Source organism: Collinsella aerofaciens (genome assembly GCF_015670745.1).
Classification (GTDB): domain Bacteria; phylum Actinomycetota; class Coriobacteriia; order Coriobacteriales; family Coriobacteriaceae; genus Collinsella; species Collinsella aerofaciens_T.
In genome coordinates this window covers 1-14,056 of the sequence record NZ_JADPCH010000004.1, presented here as the reverse complement: position 1 = coordinate 14,056, position 14,056 = coordinate 1, and the positions used below count along the sequence as shown (strand labels likewise).

At 60.1% G+C, this 14,056-nt stretch carries 14 protein-coding genes; 13 read left to right on the top strand and 1 reads right to left on the bottom strand.

Going from position 1 to position 14,056, the window contains the following annotated elements; genetic code table 11:
• The first annotated feature begins 1 nt into the window (after position 1).
• The 10 genes from atpB (at position 2) to I4W07_RS02345 (ending at position 9,190) form a co-directional block, all read left to right on the top strand.
• Complete coding sequence (atpB, locus tag I4W07_RS02390; protein WP_022094263.1) at positions 2-805, top strand: F0F1 ATP synthase subunit A; 804 nt, start codon at positions 2-4, stop codon at positions 803-805.
• A 124-nt stretch (positions 806-929) separates the two neighbouring features.
• Positions 930-1,124: an ATP synthase subunit c family protein gene (locus I4W07_RS02385; RefSeq protein WP_022094262.1), complete on the top strand. Its 195-nt coding sequence runs from the start codon at positions 930-932 to the stop codon at positions 1,122-1,124.
• Positions 1,125-1,139: 15 nt separating this feature from the next.
• Complete coding sequence (gene atpF / locus I4W07_RS02380) at positions 1,140-1,742, top strand: F0F1 ATP synthase subunit B (protein WP_117716380.1); 603 nt, start codon at positions 1,140-1,142, stop codon at positions 1,740-1,742.
• Entirely contained in the window at positions 1,732-2,208 is a 477-nt protein-coding gene (locus I4W07_RS02375) for a F0F1 ATP synthase subunit delta (RefSeq protein WP_006235713.1), read from the top strand. Before atpF ends, I4W07_RS02375 begins: the two co-directional genes overlap by 11 nt.
• Complete coding sequence (gene atpA / locus I4W07_RS02370) at positions 2,208-3,806, top strand: F0F1 ATP synthase subunit alpha (RefSeq protein WP_035138794.1); 1,599 nt, start codon at positions 2,208-2,210, stop codon at positions 3,804-3,806. The genes I4W07_RS02375 and atpA overlap by 1 nt, the downstream gene beginning before the upstream one ends.
• 5 nt (positions 3,807-3,811) lie before the next feature.
• Positions 3,812-4,720, top strand: coding sequence for an ATP synthase F1 subunit gamma (gene atpG / locus I4W07_RS02365; protein ID WP_055310126.1), 909 nt, complete (start codon positions 3,812-3,814; stop codon positions 4,718-4,720).
• On the top strand, positions 4,720-6,174 hold the full coding sequence (gene atpD / locus I4W07_RS02360) for a F0F1 ATP synthase subunit beta (RefSeq protein ID WP_006235717.1): 1,455 nt from the start codon (positions 4,720-4,722) through the stop codon (positions 6,172-6,174). Before atpG ends, atpD begins: the two co-directional genes overlap by 1 nt.
• 3 nt (positions 6,175-6,177) lie before the next feature.
• Positions 6,178-6,570 carry an ATP synthase F1 subunit epsilon gene (gene atpC, locus I4W07_RS02355; RefSeq protein ID WP_006235718.1) on the top strand — a complete coding sequence of 131 codons (393 nt, stop codon included), beginning with the start codon at positions 6,178-6,180 and terminating at the stop codon, positions 6,568-6,570.
• Between the two features lie 88 nt (positions 6,571-6,658).
• Positions 6,659-7,942: a UDP-N-acetylglucosamine 1-carboxyvinyltransferase gene (gene murA, locus I4W07_RS02350; protein ID WP_196025495.1), complete on the top strand. Its 1,284-nt coding sequence runs from the start codon at positions 6,659-6,661 to the stop codon at positions 7,940-7,942.
• A gap of 12 nt (positions 7,943-7,954) precedes the next feature.
• Positions 7,955-9,190, top strand: a complete 1,236-nt coding sequence (locus I4W07_RS02345; RefSeq protein WP_196025494.1) for an LCP family protein — start codon at positions 7,955-7,957, stop codon at positions 9,188-9,190.
• A gap of 352 nt (positions 9,191-9,542) precedes the next feature.
• Here I4W07_RS02345 and pepT read toward each other — a convergent pair whose 3' ends face one another.
• Entirely contained in the window at positions 9,543-10,790 is a 1,248-nt protein-coding gene (pepT, locus tag I4W07_RS02340; protein WP_196025493.1) for a peptidase T, read from the bottom strand.
• Between the two features lie 120 nt (positions 10,791-10,910).
• On the opposite strand from pepT, the gene I4W07_RS02335 reads away from it, so the two are divergent.
• From I4W07_RS02335 to I4W07_RS02325, 3 genes are all read left to right on the top strand, one after another.
• Positions 10,911-11,333 (top strand): metal-dependent transcriptional regulator, encoded by a 423-nt coding sequence (locus I4W07_RS02335; RefSeq protein ID WP_040359600.1) that lies wholly within the window; start codon positions 10,911-10,913, stop codon positions 11,331-11,333.
• Between the two features lie 10 nt (positions 11,334-11,343).
• Positions 11,344-12,237 carry a homocysteine S-methyltransferase family protein gene (locus I4W07_RS02330; protein WP_196025492.1) on the top strand — a complete coding sequence of 298 codons (894 nt, stop codon included), beginning with the start codon at positions 11,344-11,346 and terminating at the stop codon, positions 12,235-12,237.
• A 160-nt stretch (positions 12,238-12,397) separates the two neighbouring features.
• Positions 12,398-13,798, top strand: coding sequence for a phosphoglucomutase/phosphomannomutase family protein (locus I4W07_RS02325; protein WP_271739737.1), 1,401 nt, complete (start codon positions 12,398-12,400; stop codon positions 13,796-13,798).
• The last annotated feature ends 258 nt before the right edge of the window (positions 13,799-14,056 follow it).

Below are 14,056 nucleotides of genomic sequence, written 5' to 3'. Positions count from 1 at the left end.
CGTGGAAATTTTTGAAAAGCTGCCTGATGAGATTAATCATCTGGTCAGCGAGTTCAGCTCCACCCCTGTCGTGGGCGATCTAAGCTGCGGCATCACGCAGTACTCGTTTTGGCTGATCGTCTCCACGATCGTGCTCCTGATCGTCCTGGCCGTGTTCAAGAAGAAGCAGACCCTGGTTCCCAAGGGCTTCTTCGTCAACGGTTTCGAGTACATCATCGAGTACGTCGAGAACGATATCGGCAAGGGCGTCGTGGGTGAGAACTGGAAGAAGCACTTCCCGTTCCTGTGCTCGCTTTTCCTGTTCATCCTGATCAATAACATGATCGGCCTGATCCCGGGAATGAAGCCCGGCACCGGCGCAATCGGCTCCACTGCCGCGCTCGCCATCTTCGCCTTCGTGTACTTCATCTACTACGGATGCAAGGCTCACGGCGTGATCGGCTACATCAAGAGCCTCGCCCCGCAGGGCGTGAGCTTCCCGATGAACGTGCTCGTGTGGGTCGTCGAGCTTTTCTCGACCTTCCTGCGCCTCATCACGCTCGCCGTCCGTCTGTTCTGCAACATGTTCGCAGGACACGTGGTCATGGGCTCGTTCGCCATCATGGCGAGCATGTTCATGCAGCCGTTGCTTCAGCAGGTTTCCGCGGCGCATGCCGTCGGCGCCCTGCCTTCGCTGGCCTGGCTTGCCATCCTCATCCTGATCTATGCGATCGAGCTTGTGGTCGGCGCCATCCAGGCTTACGTCTTCACGGTCCTTACCGCCGTGTATGTCTCCGAGGCAGAGGAGGTCGCGGAGGAGGAGTAGTCTTCCGTTCGCGCCTTAAAGGTAAGGCAATTCGTTAAACCGCCGGTGCCCGTACCCATGGAGCCCGGCAGTTATAAAAAGGTTATCCTGCGTGAAATAAGACACGCACGACAAAGGAGGAATCGTGGGAGTTATCGGTTACGGTCTCGGTGTTATCGGCGCTGGTCTTGCTATCGGCCTGTCTGCTCTGGGTGCTACGGGTGCTATGGCCCGTCAGCCTGAGGTCCAGGGCCGCGTGTTCACCGTCTTCATCATGGGCTCCGCCTTCGGCGAGGCTCTGGCTCTGATCGGCTTCGTTGTCGCGCTGATCGTTAAATAGCACGGAGCGTCAAGTATGAATCTTTCATCCCAGAAGAGCGCGATCGCACTCTCCGCGTCCGCGGCCGCGCTGCTCATGCCGGTTTCCGCGTTCGCCGAGGACGGCGCTGCCGGTGCGGACATCCTCATCCCTAAGATGGCGGAGTTCATCCCGGCGCTTATCGCCTTCCTGATTATCTGGATCGTGCTGGCCAAGGTCGCCCTGCCGGGCATCATGAAAACCATGGAGGAGCGCGGCAAGAAGATCGAGGAGAGCCTCGACGAGGCCGAGAAGACCAAGCAGGAGGCCATCGCCAAGCGCGCTGAGTCCGACTCGATCGTCACCGACGCCCGTCGTCAGGCTGCCGACATCGTTCTCGAGGCCCGTAAGGACGCCGAGTCCGAGCGCGCCCGTATCATCGAGGCTGCTCACAAGGAGGCCGAGGAGATCATCGCCAAGGCCCATACGACCGTCGAGGACGAGCGCAAGTCCATCTACGCCGGTGCCGCGAGCTCCATCGCCGACCTGTCCGTTGCCGTCGCCACCAAGATCGTGGGCGAGGCACTCGAGGACGAGACCGAGCAGAAGAAGCTCATCGAGCGTTACATCCAGGAAGCAGGTAGCCTGAATGCCGACTAGCCGCTATCAGGACAAGGTGCTCGAGACCTACGCGCGCTCCCTTCTGGAAGCCGCTAAGGCCGAGAACCATGTGTTCGAGGACCTCGAGATGATCGAGCGCCTGGCTTCTGCCAGCCCCGAGATCATCGCCGTGCTCGACACCATGTCCAAGCGCGACCAGCTCGACCTTCTTCCCAAGGTGGCAGCTGCCTTTAAGTATGTTGCCGAGGAAGACGAGGATGTAGTGGGCGTGACCGTCACCACGGCGATCCCGCTCGACGACGAGCTGCGTCAAACCATCACTAAGAAATGCGAGCAGGACTTCGGCCGCAAAGTATTCCTTATCGAGCAGGTCGACCCGTCTATTGTGGGCGGCTTGGTGCTCGAGGCCCGCGGCGAGCGTCGTGACATTTCCGTCAAGACGCAGCTGCGCATCGCGCAGGAGACCCTCGCAAACTCTGCTAATTCGTACGGAGGTGAAGCCTAATGTCCGAAACCCTCAATGCCCAGGATATCGCCAAGAAACTGCAGGAGCAGCTCACGAGCCTCTCCGCGACGGTCGATACGCATGAGGTTTCAACGGTCGATGAGGTAGGCGACGGCATCGCGCGCGTCTCCGGCCTCAAGAGCGCCATGGCAGGCGAGCTTCTGGAGTTCAAGAGCTCCGATACCGGTGAGACCGTCTTCGGCCTTGCCCAGAACCTTGACCGTGACGAGGTCGGCGCCGTTCTGTTTGGTGCCGTCGACTCCATCAAGGAAGGCGACGAGTGCCGCACCACTGGTCGCATTATGGATATCCCCGTGAGCCGCGCCATGCTCGGCCGCGTCGTCAATCCGCTCGGCCAGCCCATCGACGGCCTGGGCGACATCGTCGCCACGCACCGTCGTCCCATTGAGTTCAAGGCCCCCGGCGTCATCGACCGTACCCCGGTGTGCGAGCCGGTTCAGACCGGCCTGTTGGCCATCGACTCCATGGTGCCTATTGGTCGCGGTCAGCGAGAGCTCATCATCGGCGACCGTAAGACCGGTAAGACCGCCATTGCCATCGACGCTATCCTCAACCAGCGCGGCAAGGGCATGGTCTGCATCTATGTCGCCATCGGCCAGAAGGCCTCCACGGTTGCCAACATCCGCGAGACCCTCGCTCAGCACGGTGCGCTCGACTACACCATCATCGTTTCGGCCACCGCTGCCGATTCCGCCCCTATGCAGTACATCGCGCCTATGGCCGGTGCCGCTATCGGCGAGTTCTTCATGTACAACGGCGAGGACGGCAAGCCCGCCAGCGAGACCAACCCCGGCGGCCACGTGCTCGTCATCTACGATGACCTGTCCAAGCAGGCTGTGGCCTACCGTCAGATGTCGCTGACGCTGCATCGTCCGCCCGGACGCGAGGCCTATCCTGGCGACATCTTCTACCTGCACTCTCGTCTGCTCGAGCGTGCTGTCAAGATGTCCAAGAAGAACGGTTACGGCTCCATGACAGCTCTGCCGATCATCGAGACCCAGGACGGCGACGTCTCGGCCTACATTCCGACCAACGTCATTTCCATTACCGATGGTCAGATCTACCTGCAGTCCGAGCTCTTCTTCCAGGGCCAGCGCCCGGCAGTCGACGTGGGCATTTCCGTGTCCCGCGTCGGTGGCGATGCGCAGACCAAGGCCATGAAGCAGGTCGCCGGCAACCTCCGTCTGGACCTCGCTTCCTATCAGGAGCTCGCTGGCTTTACGCAGTTTGGCTCCGACCTTGACGAGGCTACTCAGAAGCAGCTGACCCATGGTGCCCGCATGACCGAGCTCCTTAAGCAGCCGCGCTACAAGCCGTTTGAGGTTGGCGAGCAGATCGTTACGCTGTTCGCTGGCAACGAGGGCTTCCTGGATGACCTGGAGATTGCCGACGTGCTGCCTTTCCGTGCCGAGCTCATCGAGTACATGGACAATGGCTTTGGCTCGCTGCTCGACAAGGTTCGCGCCAAGAAGATCGATGATGACACCAAGGCTGAGCTCTTGCGCGTCATCGGCGACTTCAAGCAGCAGTTCATGGCCAAGCACCATTCGGATGTTTCTGGATCAGAGGAGAACTAAGCCCCATGGCCAACCTTCGCGACATTAAGAAGCGAATCTCCTCGGTTACCACGACCAAGCAGATCACGCGCACGATGGAGATGGTCTCTACGGCCAAGATCCGTCGTGCTCTCGATCGCTCCAAGCAGGCCGAGCCCTATAAGGAGGCGCTGACTGACGTCATGTTGACGGTCGCCGGCGACGCCTCCTGTTCGGGCACCGATCCCATGCTGCAGAAGCATGAGAGCGTCAAGCATGGCCTGATTGTCGTTATTGCCTCGGACCGCGGCCTTGCCGGCGGTTTCAATACGACGGTGGAGCGCACGGCCGAAAAGCTCGCCGCTTCTTGGGCGAACGACGGCATCGAGTGCGAGATCATCGCGTGTGGGCGCAAACCGGCCACGTATTTCCGTGACCGCGAAAACGTCGTCATGCACTTTGAGGGCAACTCCTCTGAGCCCGATTTCAATCAGGCCCGCATGATCTCCTCTCATATCTGCGATGCGTATCGTGCCGGTGAGCTTGACCGTGTCGAGCTTGTCTACCACCACGCCAAGAACCGCGTGGATCAGGAGCTTCGCGTCGAGCATCTGTTGCCGCTCGACCCCGAGATGATCGCTATGGCCCACGGTCCGCGTAAGAACGAGACCGACGCCCCTAAGCGCATCTCGTCCACGTTCGAGTTCGTGCCCTCTCCCGAGCATGTTCTCGGCAAGCTTGTGCCGTCTTATATCCTGACGGTCATCTACCAGGCCCTGATCGATTCGGCGGCTGCCGAGCAGGGTGCACGCCGCAAGGCCATGCACTCCGCGACGGAAAACGCCACCGCGATCATCTCGACCCTTACCCGCACGTATAGTCGCGTGCGCCAGGCTTCGATCACGACCGAGATTAACGAGATCGTCGGCGGAGCCTCAGCATTGGAGGAACAGTAATGGCTAATAACACCGTAAAGCTTGCGGTCGAGGAAGCCACCAAGAAGACGACTGCCGGTGATGGTCGCATCGTGCGAATCATCGGTCCTGTCGTCGACGTCAAGTTTGACGGTGCGGTGCCCCCGATCTACAACGCGCTCACGGTCGAGGCCGAGACCCCGATCGGTCATCTGAGCACGATCCTCGAGGTCGAGAGCCAGCTTCCGGGCGGCGTCGTCCGCACGGTCGCCATGTCCTCGACCGACGGCCTGCAGCGCGGCCTCATCGCCACCGATACCGGTGAGCCCATGAAGATGCCCGTTGGCCCCAAGACGCTCGGCCGTATTTGGAACGTCATGGGCAAGCCCGTCGACGGCAAGCCCATGCCCGAGGTGGAGGAGTTCTACCCCATCCACCATGCAGCGCCCCGTTTCGACGAGCTCACCACCAAGACCGAGATCTTCGAGACCGGCATCAAGGCCGTCGACCTGCTCGAGCCCTACATCCGTGGCGGCAAGACAGGCCTGTTCGGCGGCGCCGGCGTCGGCAAGACCGTTCTGATTCAGGAGCTCATCAACAACCTCGCCCAGGAGCACGGCGGCACCTCGGTGTTCACCGGCGTCGGCGAGCGTACCCGCGAGGGCACCGACCTGTTCCTCGAGATGAGCGAGTCTGGCGTTATCGACAAGACCTGCTTGGTCTATGGTCAGATGAACGAGCCGCCCGGAGCGCGTCTGCGCATCGGTCTGGCCGGCCTTACCACCGCTGAGTACTTCCGCGATCGCGGCCAGGACGTTCTGCTGTTCATCGACAACATCTTCCGCTTCTCCCAGGCAGGTTCCGAGGTTTCCGCACTGCTGGGCCGTATGCCGTCCGCCGTTGGTTACCAGCCCACGCTGGCAACCGAGATGGGCGACCTCCAGGAGCGCATTACCTCGACCAAGACGGGCTCCATTACTTCCGTCCAGGCTGTCTACGTCCCCGCAGACGACCTGACCGACCCGGCGCCTGCCACGACGTTTACGCACCTCGATGCCACCACGGTTCTTTCGCGTAGCATTTCGTCGCTCGGCCTGTTCCCGGCTATCGACCCGCTCGCGTCTTCCTCCGACGCTCTCGATCCCTCGATCGTCGGCGAGGAGCACTACCGTGTCGCCGTCAAGGTCCAGGAGCTCCTGCAGGAGTACTCCGACCTTCAGGACATCATTGCAATTCTGGGTATGGACGAGCTGTCCGAGGAGCAGCGCCTTACGGTCAACCGTGCCCGTAAGATTCAGCAGTTCCTCTCGCAGTCCTTCCACGTCGCCGAGAAGTTCACCGGCAACCCCGGTGTCTACGTCCGCGTCGAGGATACCGTCCGCTCTTTCGCCGAGATTGTCGATGGCAAGGCCGATGACCTGCCCGAGCAGGCTTTCCGCTATGCTTCCACGATTGAGGACGTGCGCGAGCGCGCCCGCAAGATGGGGGAGAAGTAGGTTATGCGTATCCGCATCGTGTGCCCCGTGAGCTGCGCCTATGAGGGCGACGCTGCGTTTGTGTCGATTCCGTCCACGGATGGCGAGTTTGGCGTCCTGCCTGCTCACTCCAGCGAGATCTGCACGATCGACCGCGGTTACGTTCGCGTTTCCGATAAGGCCATGGGCACTGTTGACCACACGTTTGCCGTGGCCGGCGGCTATGCCCAGGTTGCGGACGATGTCGTGACCGTTCTCGCCGAGCGCGCTTGCGATTTGGCGACCGTCGATGCCGACAAGCTTAAAGCTGATATTCAAGGTTTTGAAGAGAAGCTGGGTAATTTGTCGGAGGATGATGCACGCCGCGCCTACCTCTATAATGAAATCGCATGGTGTAAGCTCAAGCTTGCCCAATAGTCAAACGATTTAGCGTTCGACCATTTGCGAACACATCATGCCCGGGATGGCTCAGCCATCCCGGGCATGCTTTTTGAAAGGGTAGACCTTGGATATTATCCGCGTTGAGGGTGGCCACGCCATCGGAGGCTCCGTGCCCGTTTCGGGCGCCAAGAACTCCGCACTCAAACTCATGGCGGCAACGCTTCTGGCGCCGGGCAAGACGACGCTGCAGAACGTGCCCGATATTTCCGATGTCCACGTGATGGGCAAGGTGCTCAAGGGCATGGGCGCTACGATCGATGTTCTCGACGAGCACACGCTCGAGATTGATACCTCTCAGGTCGATTCTTGGGAGGCCCCCTACGAGCTCGTTGCCAAGATGCGTGCTTCCACCGCCGTGATGGGACCCCTGCTGGGTCGCTTCCATCGCGCCAAGATCGCCATGCCGGGCGGCTGCAACCTGGGTGCTCGCAAGATCGATATGCACATTCTTGGTCTTGAGGCCCTGGGCGTTGAGTTCGATACCGCCCACGGCTACATCAACGCTAATGCGCCCCAAGGTCTGCGCGGTACCACCGTCACGCTCGAGTTCGCCAGTGTCGGTGCGACCGAGAACCTCATTATGGCATCCGTGCGCGCGAAGGGCACCACGGTTATCGACAATGCCGCCCGCGAGCCCGAGATCGTCGATCTCGCCAACATGCTCAACGAGATGGGCGCCAAGATTGTTGGCGCCGGTACGCCCGTCGTGACTATCGAAGGTGTGGAAGAGCTCCATCCCGTTACCCATCGCGTGGTGGGCGACCGCATCGAGGCCGGTACCTTTATCGTTGCCGGTGCGCTGATGGCCGACGATCGCGGTGTCGATGTCACGGGCTTTTGCCCCATTCACTTGGGCATGGTGCTCAAGAAGATGGAGCTTATGGGCATCGATTGCGAGCGTACCGACGACGGCGTCCATGTAAACCGTGCCGAGCGTATCAAGCCGGTCGACATCCAGACGCTTCCGTTCCCCGGCTTCCCGACGGACATGCAGGCGCAGATTATGGTACTCTCCGCCCTTGCCGATGGTAGCTCCGTTATCACCGAGAACATCTTCGAGAATCGCTTTATGTTTGCCTCTGAGCTGGTGCGCATGGGTGCCGACATTCGTATCGAGAGCCATCATGCCATGATTCATGGCGTCAAGGGCTTCTCGGGTGCACAGGTTACCTCGCCCGATCTGCGTGGCGGAGCGGCCCTCGTCGTAGCGGGCTTGATCGCCGACGGGACGACCGAGGTTTCGGCTATTCATCACATCAAGCGCGGCTACGAGCAGTTTGTCGAAAAGCTGCAGGCGCTCGGCGCGCATGTCGAGCGTGCTACCGTTCCCGATCCCGTCATCTACTAATACAGGTTGCCTATGTTTAATAAAAAGCCCCTCGCGGATACCACCGCCCGAAGACCCTCAACTGGTGCGCAGGCCAAGATCTACAGTCGCGATAACGTGGCTCGCTATTCCGAGCGCGCTCGCCAACGTCGTCGTAGCCACACGATTCGTCACGTCGCGCTCATTGTCGTGCTTGGCGTGCTGCTGAGTGCCACTACCGCTGCCGGCCTGTGGTTTGCCACCATTATGGGCAAGCTCGGCGATTCTAATGTCATTACCGACAATCTGCGTCGGGTTCTGGTTGACACCGATGAGGCAAAGGATCCGTTCTACGTGCTGCTTCTTGGCACCGACGGCCGTTCGGGCGAGGATACGTATCGTGCCGACTCGATTATCCTGGCACGCATCGACCCCACGCAAAAGCAGGCGACGCTCATTTCCGTTCCGCGCGACACCAAGGTCGAGTACAAGGGCGAGACCATGAAGATCAACGCCTGCCATACCGTTGGCGGCGCCGAGGCCATGGTCGAGGCGGTCAACGAGCTGTGCGGTGTTCAGATTTCCCACTATGCCGAGGTCAGCTTCGACGGTATGCAGGCGCTGATTGATTCGGTTGGCGGTATCGACATTAACGCAACCGATGATGTTGACGACCCCGAGCACCTGGATATTAAGATTACCGCTGGCCAGCAGCATATGGACGGTGCCACCGCCCTTACCTATGCCCGCTGCCGCTACACCTATGCCGACGGCGATTACACGCGCATGCGCCACCAGCGTCAGGTGCTTGGCGCCCTTGCCAACCAGATTCTCAATAACTTCGATGCCACGAAGATCTTTGGCCTGGTTAATTCGCTGTCCGATATGCTCGTAACCGATATGAGCGTTCAGGATATCGTGGCTACGGTCAACGCCATGCGCGGTATGGATGTCGACGGTATCTACTCGGCCAACCTGCCCTCGTACGCCGACGACAGCACCATGATCGACGGTGTGAGCTACGTCTTTGTCTACGAGGACGAGCTCAAGGAAATGATGGAGCGCGTCGATGCCGGCAAGGACCCCAAGGGTCCCAACACCATGGGTCTTTCCGACGGTTCCAGCTCTACGATCGGCGACCTGAACAACAACACGTCTGACGACTACGCAAACGGTACCGCAACTTCATCGGTCAGCTCTGACGATTCCGATGACTCAGGCGATTCGAGCGATTCGGACTACTACGAAGAGCCCACCGGCGACGGTAACGGCTACGAGGCCAACTATTAGAGTTACGCGGGCTTACTAGCCCGCGTAACGGCTCGACGCTGCGCGCCGCCCAGAGCGACAATTTGTCATTCAAAAGGCAGGGCATGACCAGAAGGTCAATGCCCTGCCTTTTTCATGCCAACTTGTTCGCTCTGGACGTCGCTCGCTGACGTTGATTCAACCAGCGATGTCGTCACTTGCAGTTGGGTAGTCCACTTGGCACTTGGGGACGTTCCTTATGTGCCGGCAGTTTGGGACACTCCTTGCGTTAAGAGGCTGGCGTGCGTCAACCTGTTCTCGTTGCAGCAAAAAAAATCGCCCCGTTTTCGGTTGAGGACGGGGCGATTCGTCTTTTGGGCTTATGCAGCCAGGCTTATGCAAAGCGGGCGACGAGCTCCTGCAGGACGTCGGTCATCTTGACGAGCGAACTGACCGGGACGAACTCGTTGACGCCGTGGTAGCAATAGCCGCCGGTGGAAAGGTTGGGGCAGGGCAGACCGCGGAACGACAGCTGCGCACCGTCAGTACCACCGCGAATCGGCAGCACCTGGGGCTCAATGCCGCAGGTAAGGTAGGCTTCCTTGGCGATATCGATAAGCTCCGGGTAGTCACGCACGATCTCGGCCATGTTGCGGTACTGGTGCTTAATCTCGACTGTTACGAGTTCCTCACCCAGGCGCTGGTTGAGCAGTGCTGCGGCGGCATCCATCAGCTCGAGCTTCTGCTGGAACTTTGCCGCGTCGTGGTCGCGAACGATATAGCGCGCCGTGGCATGGTCGACCGTTGCCGAGACGCCCTCAAGGTGATAGAAGCCCTCGTAGCCCTCGGTGTATTCCGGACGCTGCTCGTAGGGGAGCAGGGCATTGAAATCGCAGAACAGATTGCCCGCGTTGACCATGCGGCCCTTGGCGTCGCCTGGGTGGATGGACTGGCCCTCAAAGCGGACGGTCGCCTCGGCGGCGTTAAAGCACTCCCACTCCAGCTCGCCGATGGGGCCGCCGTCGACCGTGTAGGCGTACTTGCAGCCAAAGGTATCGATATCCAACAGCTCGGCTCCGTGGCCGATCTCCTCGTCAGGGCAGAAGCAAATGCCGAGTGCGGGATGGGGCAGAGAAGGGTCCTGAGCGATACGCGCGACAAGCGACATGATCTCGGCGACGCCTGCCTTGTCGTCCGCGCCCAGCAGCGTGGTGCCATCGCTGCAGACCAGGTCCTCACCTGCGAGGTCGTTCAGGGCGGGAAGCTTGGCGGTACTCATGGCAACGGGCTTACCGTCAACCGTGCCGCAGACCAGGTCGCCGCCTTCGTAGTGTACGATGTGCGGTTTCACGCCGGCACCCGGTGCAACTTCGGTGGTGTCGAGATGGGCGATCAGGCCCAGGGCGGGCTTGTCCTCAGCGCCCGCACTTGCGGGGATATGCGCGCAGACATAGGCGTGCTCGGTCACGTGGGCATCTTCCGCACCAAGCTCGCGCAGCTCTTCAGCCAGCACGTTGGCAAGGTCAAACTGAACGGCGCTCGAGGGTACCTGGTCGCAGTTTGCATCCTCGGACTGCGTGTTGATCTGGACGTAGCGCAAAAAGCGCTCGAGGACATCGGGGTTCGTGGTGGTGTTTTCCATAAAGACCGCTCCAATCTTGGTCGTCGTGTGCAACAAGAACTCTAGCACGGTATGCCACGGCATACCGCGACGCTTGGATGGGGTAGAATCAGCCATTGAATGCAGAAGGGACGGAAGATCATGGATACGACAAATAGCTCGCGCGAACTACATCTGACGGTGGCGAACGAAGACTACTTGGAGTGCATGGTTCGCATTGAAAGCGAAGAGGGGGAAACCAACGGCGTTCGATCGGTCGACATCGCGCAGCGCCTTGGCGTCTCCAAGGCATCGGTCAATAAAGCGGTTTCGGCTCTCAAGGCATCCGAGCTTGTCGAGCAATCGCACTACGGCAAGGTGATCCTGACCGATCGCGGCCGCGAGGTTGGCACGGCTATCTGGTACCGTCATCGCCTCATCCGCACGTTTTTGGTTCAGGAGCTCGGTGTCGAATTTGAGCGAGCCGATTCCGAGGCCTGCATGATGGAGCATGCGCTATCCGAGGACACGATGAGCCGCTGGCTCGCCTATCTCGAAAAGCAGGGAATCAGCGTCGAGGAATAGCGGGATATATATGGATACGAGTTATTACAACCGCTTTGGTGCCGAGGAACTTACGCGCCGCTTGTCGAGCGAGACCTTGTTGGCGCAGGGCCCCATGGGCAGTGTTTTGTTGAGTGAGTACGATGCCGCCGACATTCCACCGGCGTTTTGGAATCTGGCAGAGCCGCAGACCGTTTCTCGTATCCATCGCTTGTATGTCGCCGCCGGCGCGCAGGTGCTCATTACCAATACCTTTCAGGCATCGAGCTATGCCCTCAAGCACGACCAGATTGCGCCGTCCGTGGCGGAGGTCAATCGCGGGGCCGTCGACGATGCCCGCCAGGCGCACCCTCAGCTACTGCTGGGCTCGATGGGCCCGATCGGTATTGAGTGGTTTGCCGAGGACTCTGTCGAGTATCGTGAAATCCGCGGCATTGCGCGCGAACAGGCGCACGCCTTGCTCAATGCTGGTGTTGACGGTCTGCTGATCGAGACGGTGACGTCTATCCGTAATCTGCAGCCCATGCTTGCCGGCGCCCGAGATGCCGCCGACGGCATGCCTGTTCTGGTGAGTTTTGTCGTTGACGATAAAGGCGACCTGCTGGGCGATGGCCTCAACATCGAGGCAGCCGTTTTGTACGCCGAAAAACACGGCGCAAACTCGATTGGTGTTAATTGCTGTTCGCTTGCGGCCGCGAACGCGGCGGTGCCCAGGATGGTTGCATCGGCGACTACTCCCGTCACGGTGCGTCCCAACGTAGGCGATCCGGTCCAGACTCAGGATGGCCCCGTATGGCACGAGAACCCCGAAGCTTTCGCGCGCGCATGCATCGAATGGAGACATGCCGGTGCCGCAATGGTGGGCAGTTGCTGCGGAACCACGGCAATCACTACGGCAGCGATGGCCGAGGCGCTCGATATATAAAGGGCAAAACCGCTCCATACGGGGCGGTTTTTTTTTATTGCCTGCATGTCCTCGGCAGCATTTGCCCAAATGGTGAATGCTGGTGCCGGCAGGTTGCCGAGTGCGTGTTGCGGGTATACCCCATGCGTACCATGATCCAAACACTGTGAGGTGTCTGCGCGTGTGCGCGATAATTCATTTTGGAACTGACGGTTGGCGCGCTCGCGTCGATGAGGACTTCACTGCCGATAACGTTGCCCGTATCGCCGATGCCGTCGGCGAGTTGTGGCAAAAGACCAATCCGGGCAAAACGGTATATATAGGGTTCGACACCCGGCCCCTGGCGAGCGAGTTCGCTGAGCTCGCGGCGGGCGTGCTAGCAGCGCACGGGCTGGACGCCGTGCTCGCTTCGCGACCTGTTCCGACCCCTGCCCTTACGTGGGCGGCGGCTTATGACGGTGAGGCGTGCGGCGCGCTCATGGTGACGGGGTCCCATCATCCGCAGGGTTATCTGTGCCTCAAGATTCGCATGGGTGACGGCTCGACCGCCAACCAGGATGTCATCGAAGAGCTCGAAGAGACCATGGCTCCCGAGCCAATGGGGATCGAGGGGCAATATCGCACCGCGGATATCATTCCTGACTATATGCAGGCGGTGGCATCGTTTGTCGATGCCGAAGCCATCCGCGACGCGCACCTGCGCGTGGTTGTCGATCCCATGGGCGGCGCAGCCCAGGGTTATCTAGCCGACTTGCTGCGCGAGCTTGGCGTTGAGGTGCACGAGATTCACGCCGGGCAGGCGTCTGACCAAGAAGATATCTGCCCCGACCCCGTTGAGCCTTGGGTGGACGCTTGCGAGCGCACGGTTATCGATGACGGAGCTTGCGCTGGTCTGGTGACCGACGGCGACGCCGACCGTATCGGTGCGGTTGACGAGCGCGGCAGATATATACATCCGCATCAGATCATGGCGCTCGTTTTGGGCGACTTGGTTCAATTTCGTAATTTGGAGGGGCGCGTCGTCGTCAATCTTTCATGCTCGACGCTCGTGCGTCGCATTGCCGAGGCGCTTGGCTGCCGCGTGACCGTCAAACCAGTCGGTTTCAAATATATAGCGGCGGAGATGAAAAAGGGCGGCGTCCTCATAGGCGGCGAAGAAGCCGGTGGTATCGGCATCGCCGCGCATATGCCCGAGCGCGATGGAATCCTCGCCTGTCTGATTCTGTGTGAGCTTATGGCAAAGACGGACGCGCCTTTGGGCGTTCTGGTCGACCAACTCGAGGACAGTTTTGGTAAGACGAGTTACGGTCGACGGGATTTGCGCCTTGAGGCCGAAGATGCCGAAACGTTACGAACCCTGCTGCCGGGCGTAAACCCCAAGTCGATTTGTGGCAAGGTGCCGCAAAACGTTAGTCATATGGATGGCTTGCGTTTGGCATTCGAGGATGACACGTGGCTGCTGGTCCGTCCTAGCGGGACCGAACCAGTGGTGCGCGTCTACGCCGAGGGGTTCTCGGTGGAAGAGCGTGATGAGTTGCTCGATGCTGGCTGTGCTTTAGCTAGGGGGACGTATCCGCTTTAACCATGAGACTGCCTTATATAGAAGAGATGCTCGGCGAGCGGTAGGTAACGGCTGGCAAACGTTAGTCGGATCACAAAATGTGTAGGAAATGTGTACGCCCAGATTCCCGCCCACGGGGCCCCTCCGGTCTGGCAATATATCTCCTTGCCGCGCGGCCCGGTCGGACCGGATGAGCCGCAAAGCGTGCACCTTGAGAACCGGATACTGCGAGGATGGGCACTTACGAGTGTCGCATCCGGGCAGACATCGAACCATTTG

Excerpts from the sequence above, each read along its gene's own strand:
- atpF (WP_117716380.1), top strand. The coding sequence starts at position 1,140 with ATGAATCTTTCATCCCAGAAGAGCGCGATCGCACTCTCCGCGTCCGCG.
- I4W07_RS02375 (WP_006235713.1), top strand. The coding sequence starts at position 1,732 with ATGCCGACTAGCCGCTATCAGGACAAGGTGCTCGAGACCTACGCGCGC.
- atpA (WP_035138794.1), top strand. The coding sequence starts at position 2,208 with ATGTCCGAAACCCTCAATGCCCAGGATATCGCCAAGAAACTGCAGGAG.
- atpG (WP_055310126.1), top strand. The coding sequence starts at position 3,812 with ATGGCCAACCTTCGCGACATTAAGAAGCGAATCTCCTCGGTTACCACG.
- atpD (WP_006235717.1), top strand. The coding sequence starts at position 4,720 with ATGGCTAATAACACCGTAAAGCTTGCGGTCGAGGAAGCCACCAAGAAG.
- atpC (WP_006235718.1), top strand. The coding sequence starts at position 6,178 with ATGCGTATCCGCATCGTGTGCCCCGTGAGCTGCGCCTATGAGGGCGAC.
- I4W07_RS02345 (WP_196025494.1), top strand. The coding sequence starts at position 7,955 with ATGTTTAATAAAAAGCCCCTCGCGGATACCACCGCCCGAAGACCCTCA.
- pepT (WP_196025493.1), bottom strand. The coding sequence starts at position 10,790 with ATGGAAAACACCACCACGAACCCCGATGTCCTCGAGCGCTTTTTGCGC.
- I4W07_RS02335 (WP_040359600.1), top strand. The coding sequence starts at position 10,911 with ATGGATACGACAAATAGCTCGCGCGAACTACATCTGACGGTGGCGAAC.
- I4W07_RS02330 (WP_196025492.1), top strand. The coding sequence starts at position 11,344 with ATGGATACGAGTTATTACAACCGCTTTGGTGCCGAGGAACTTACGCGC.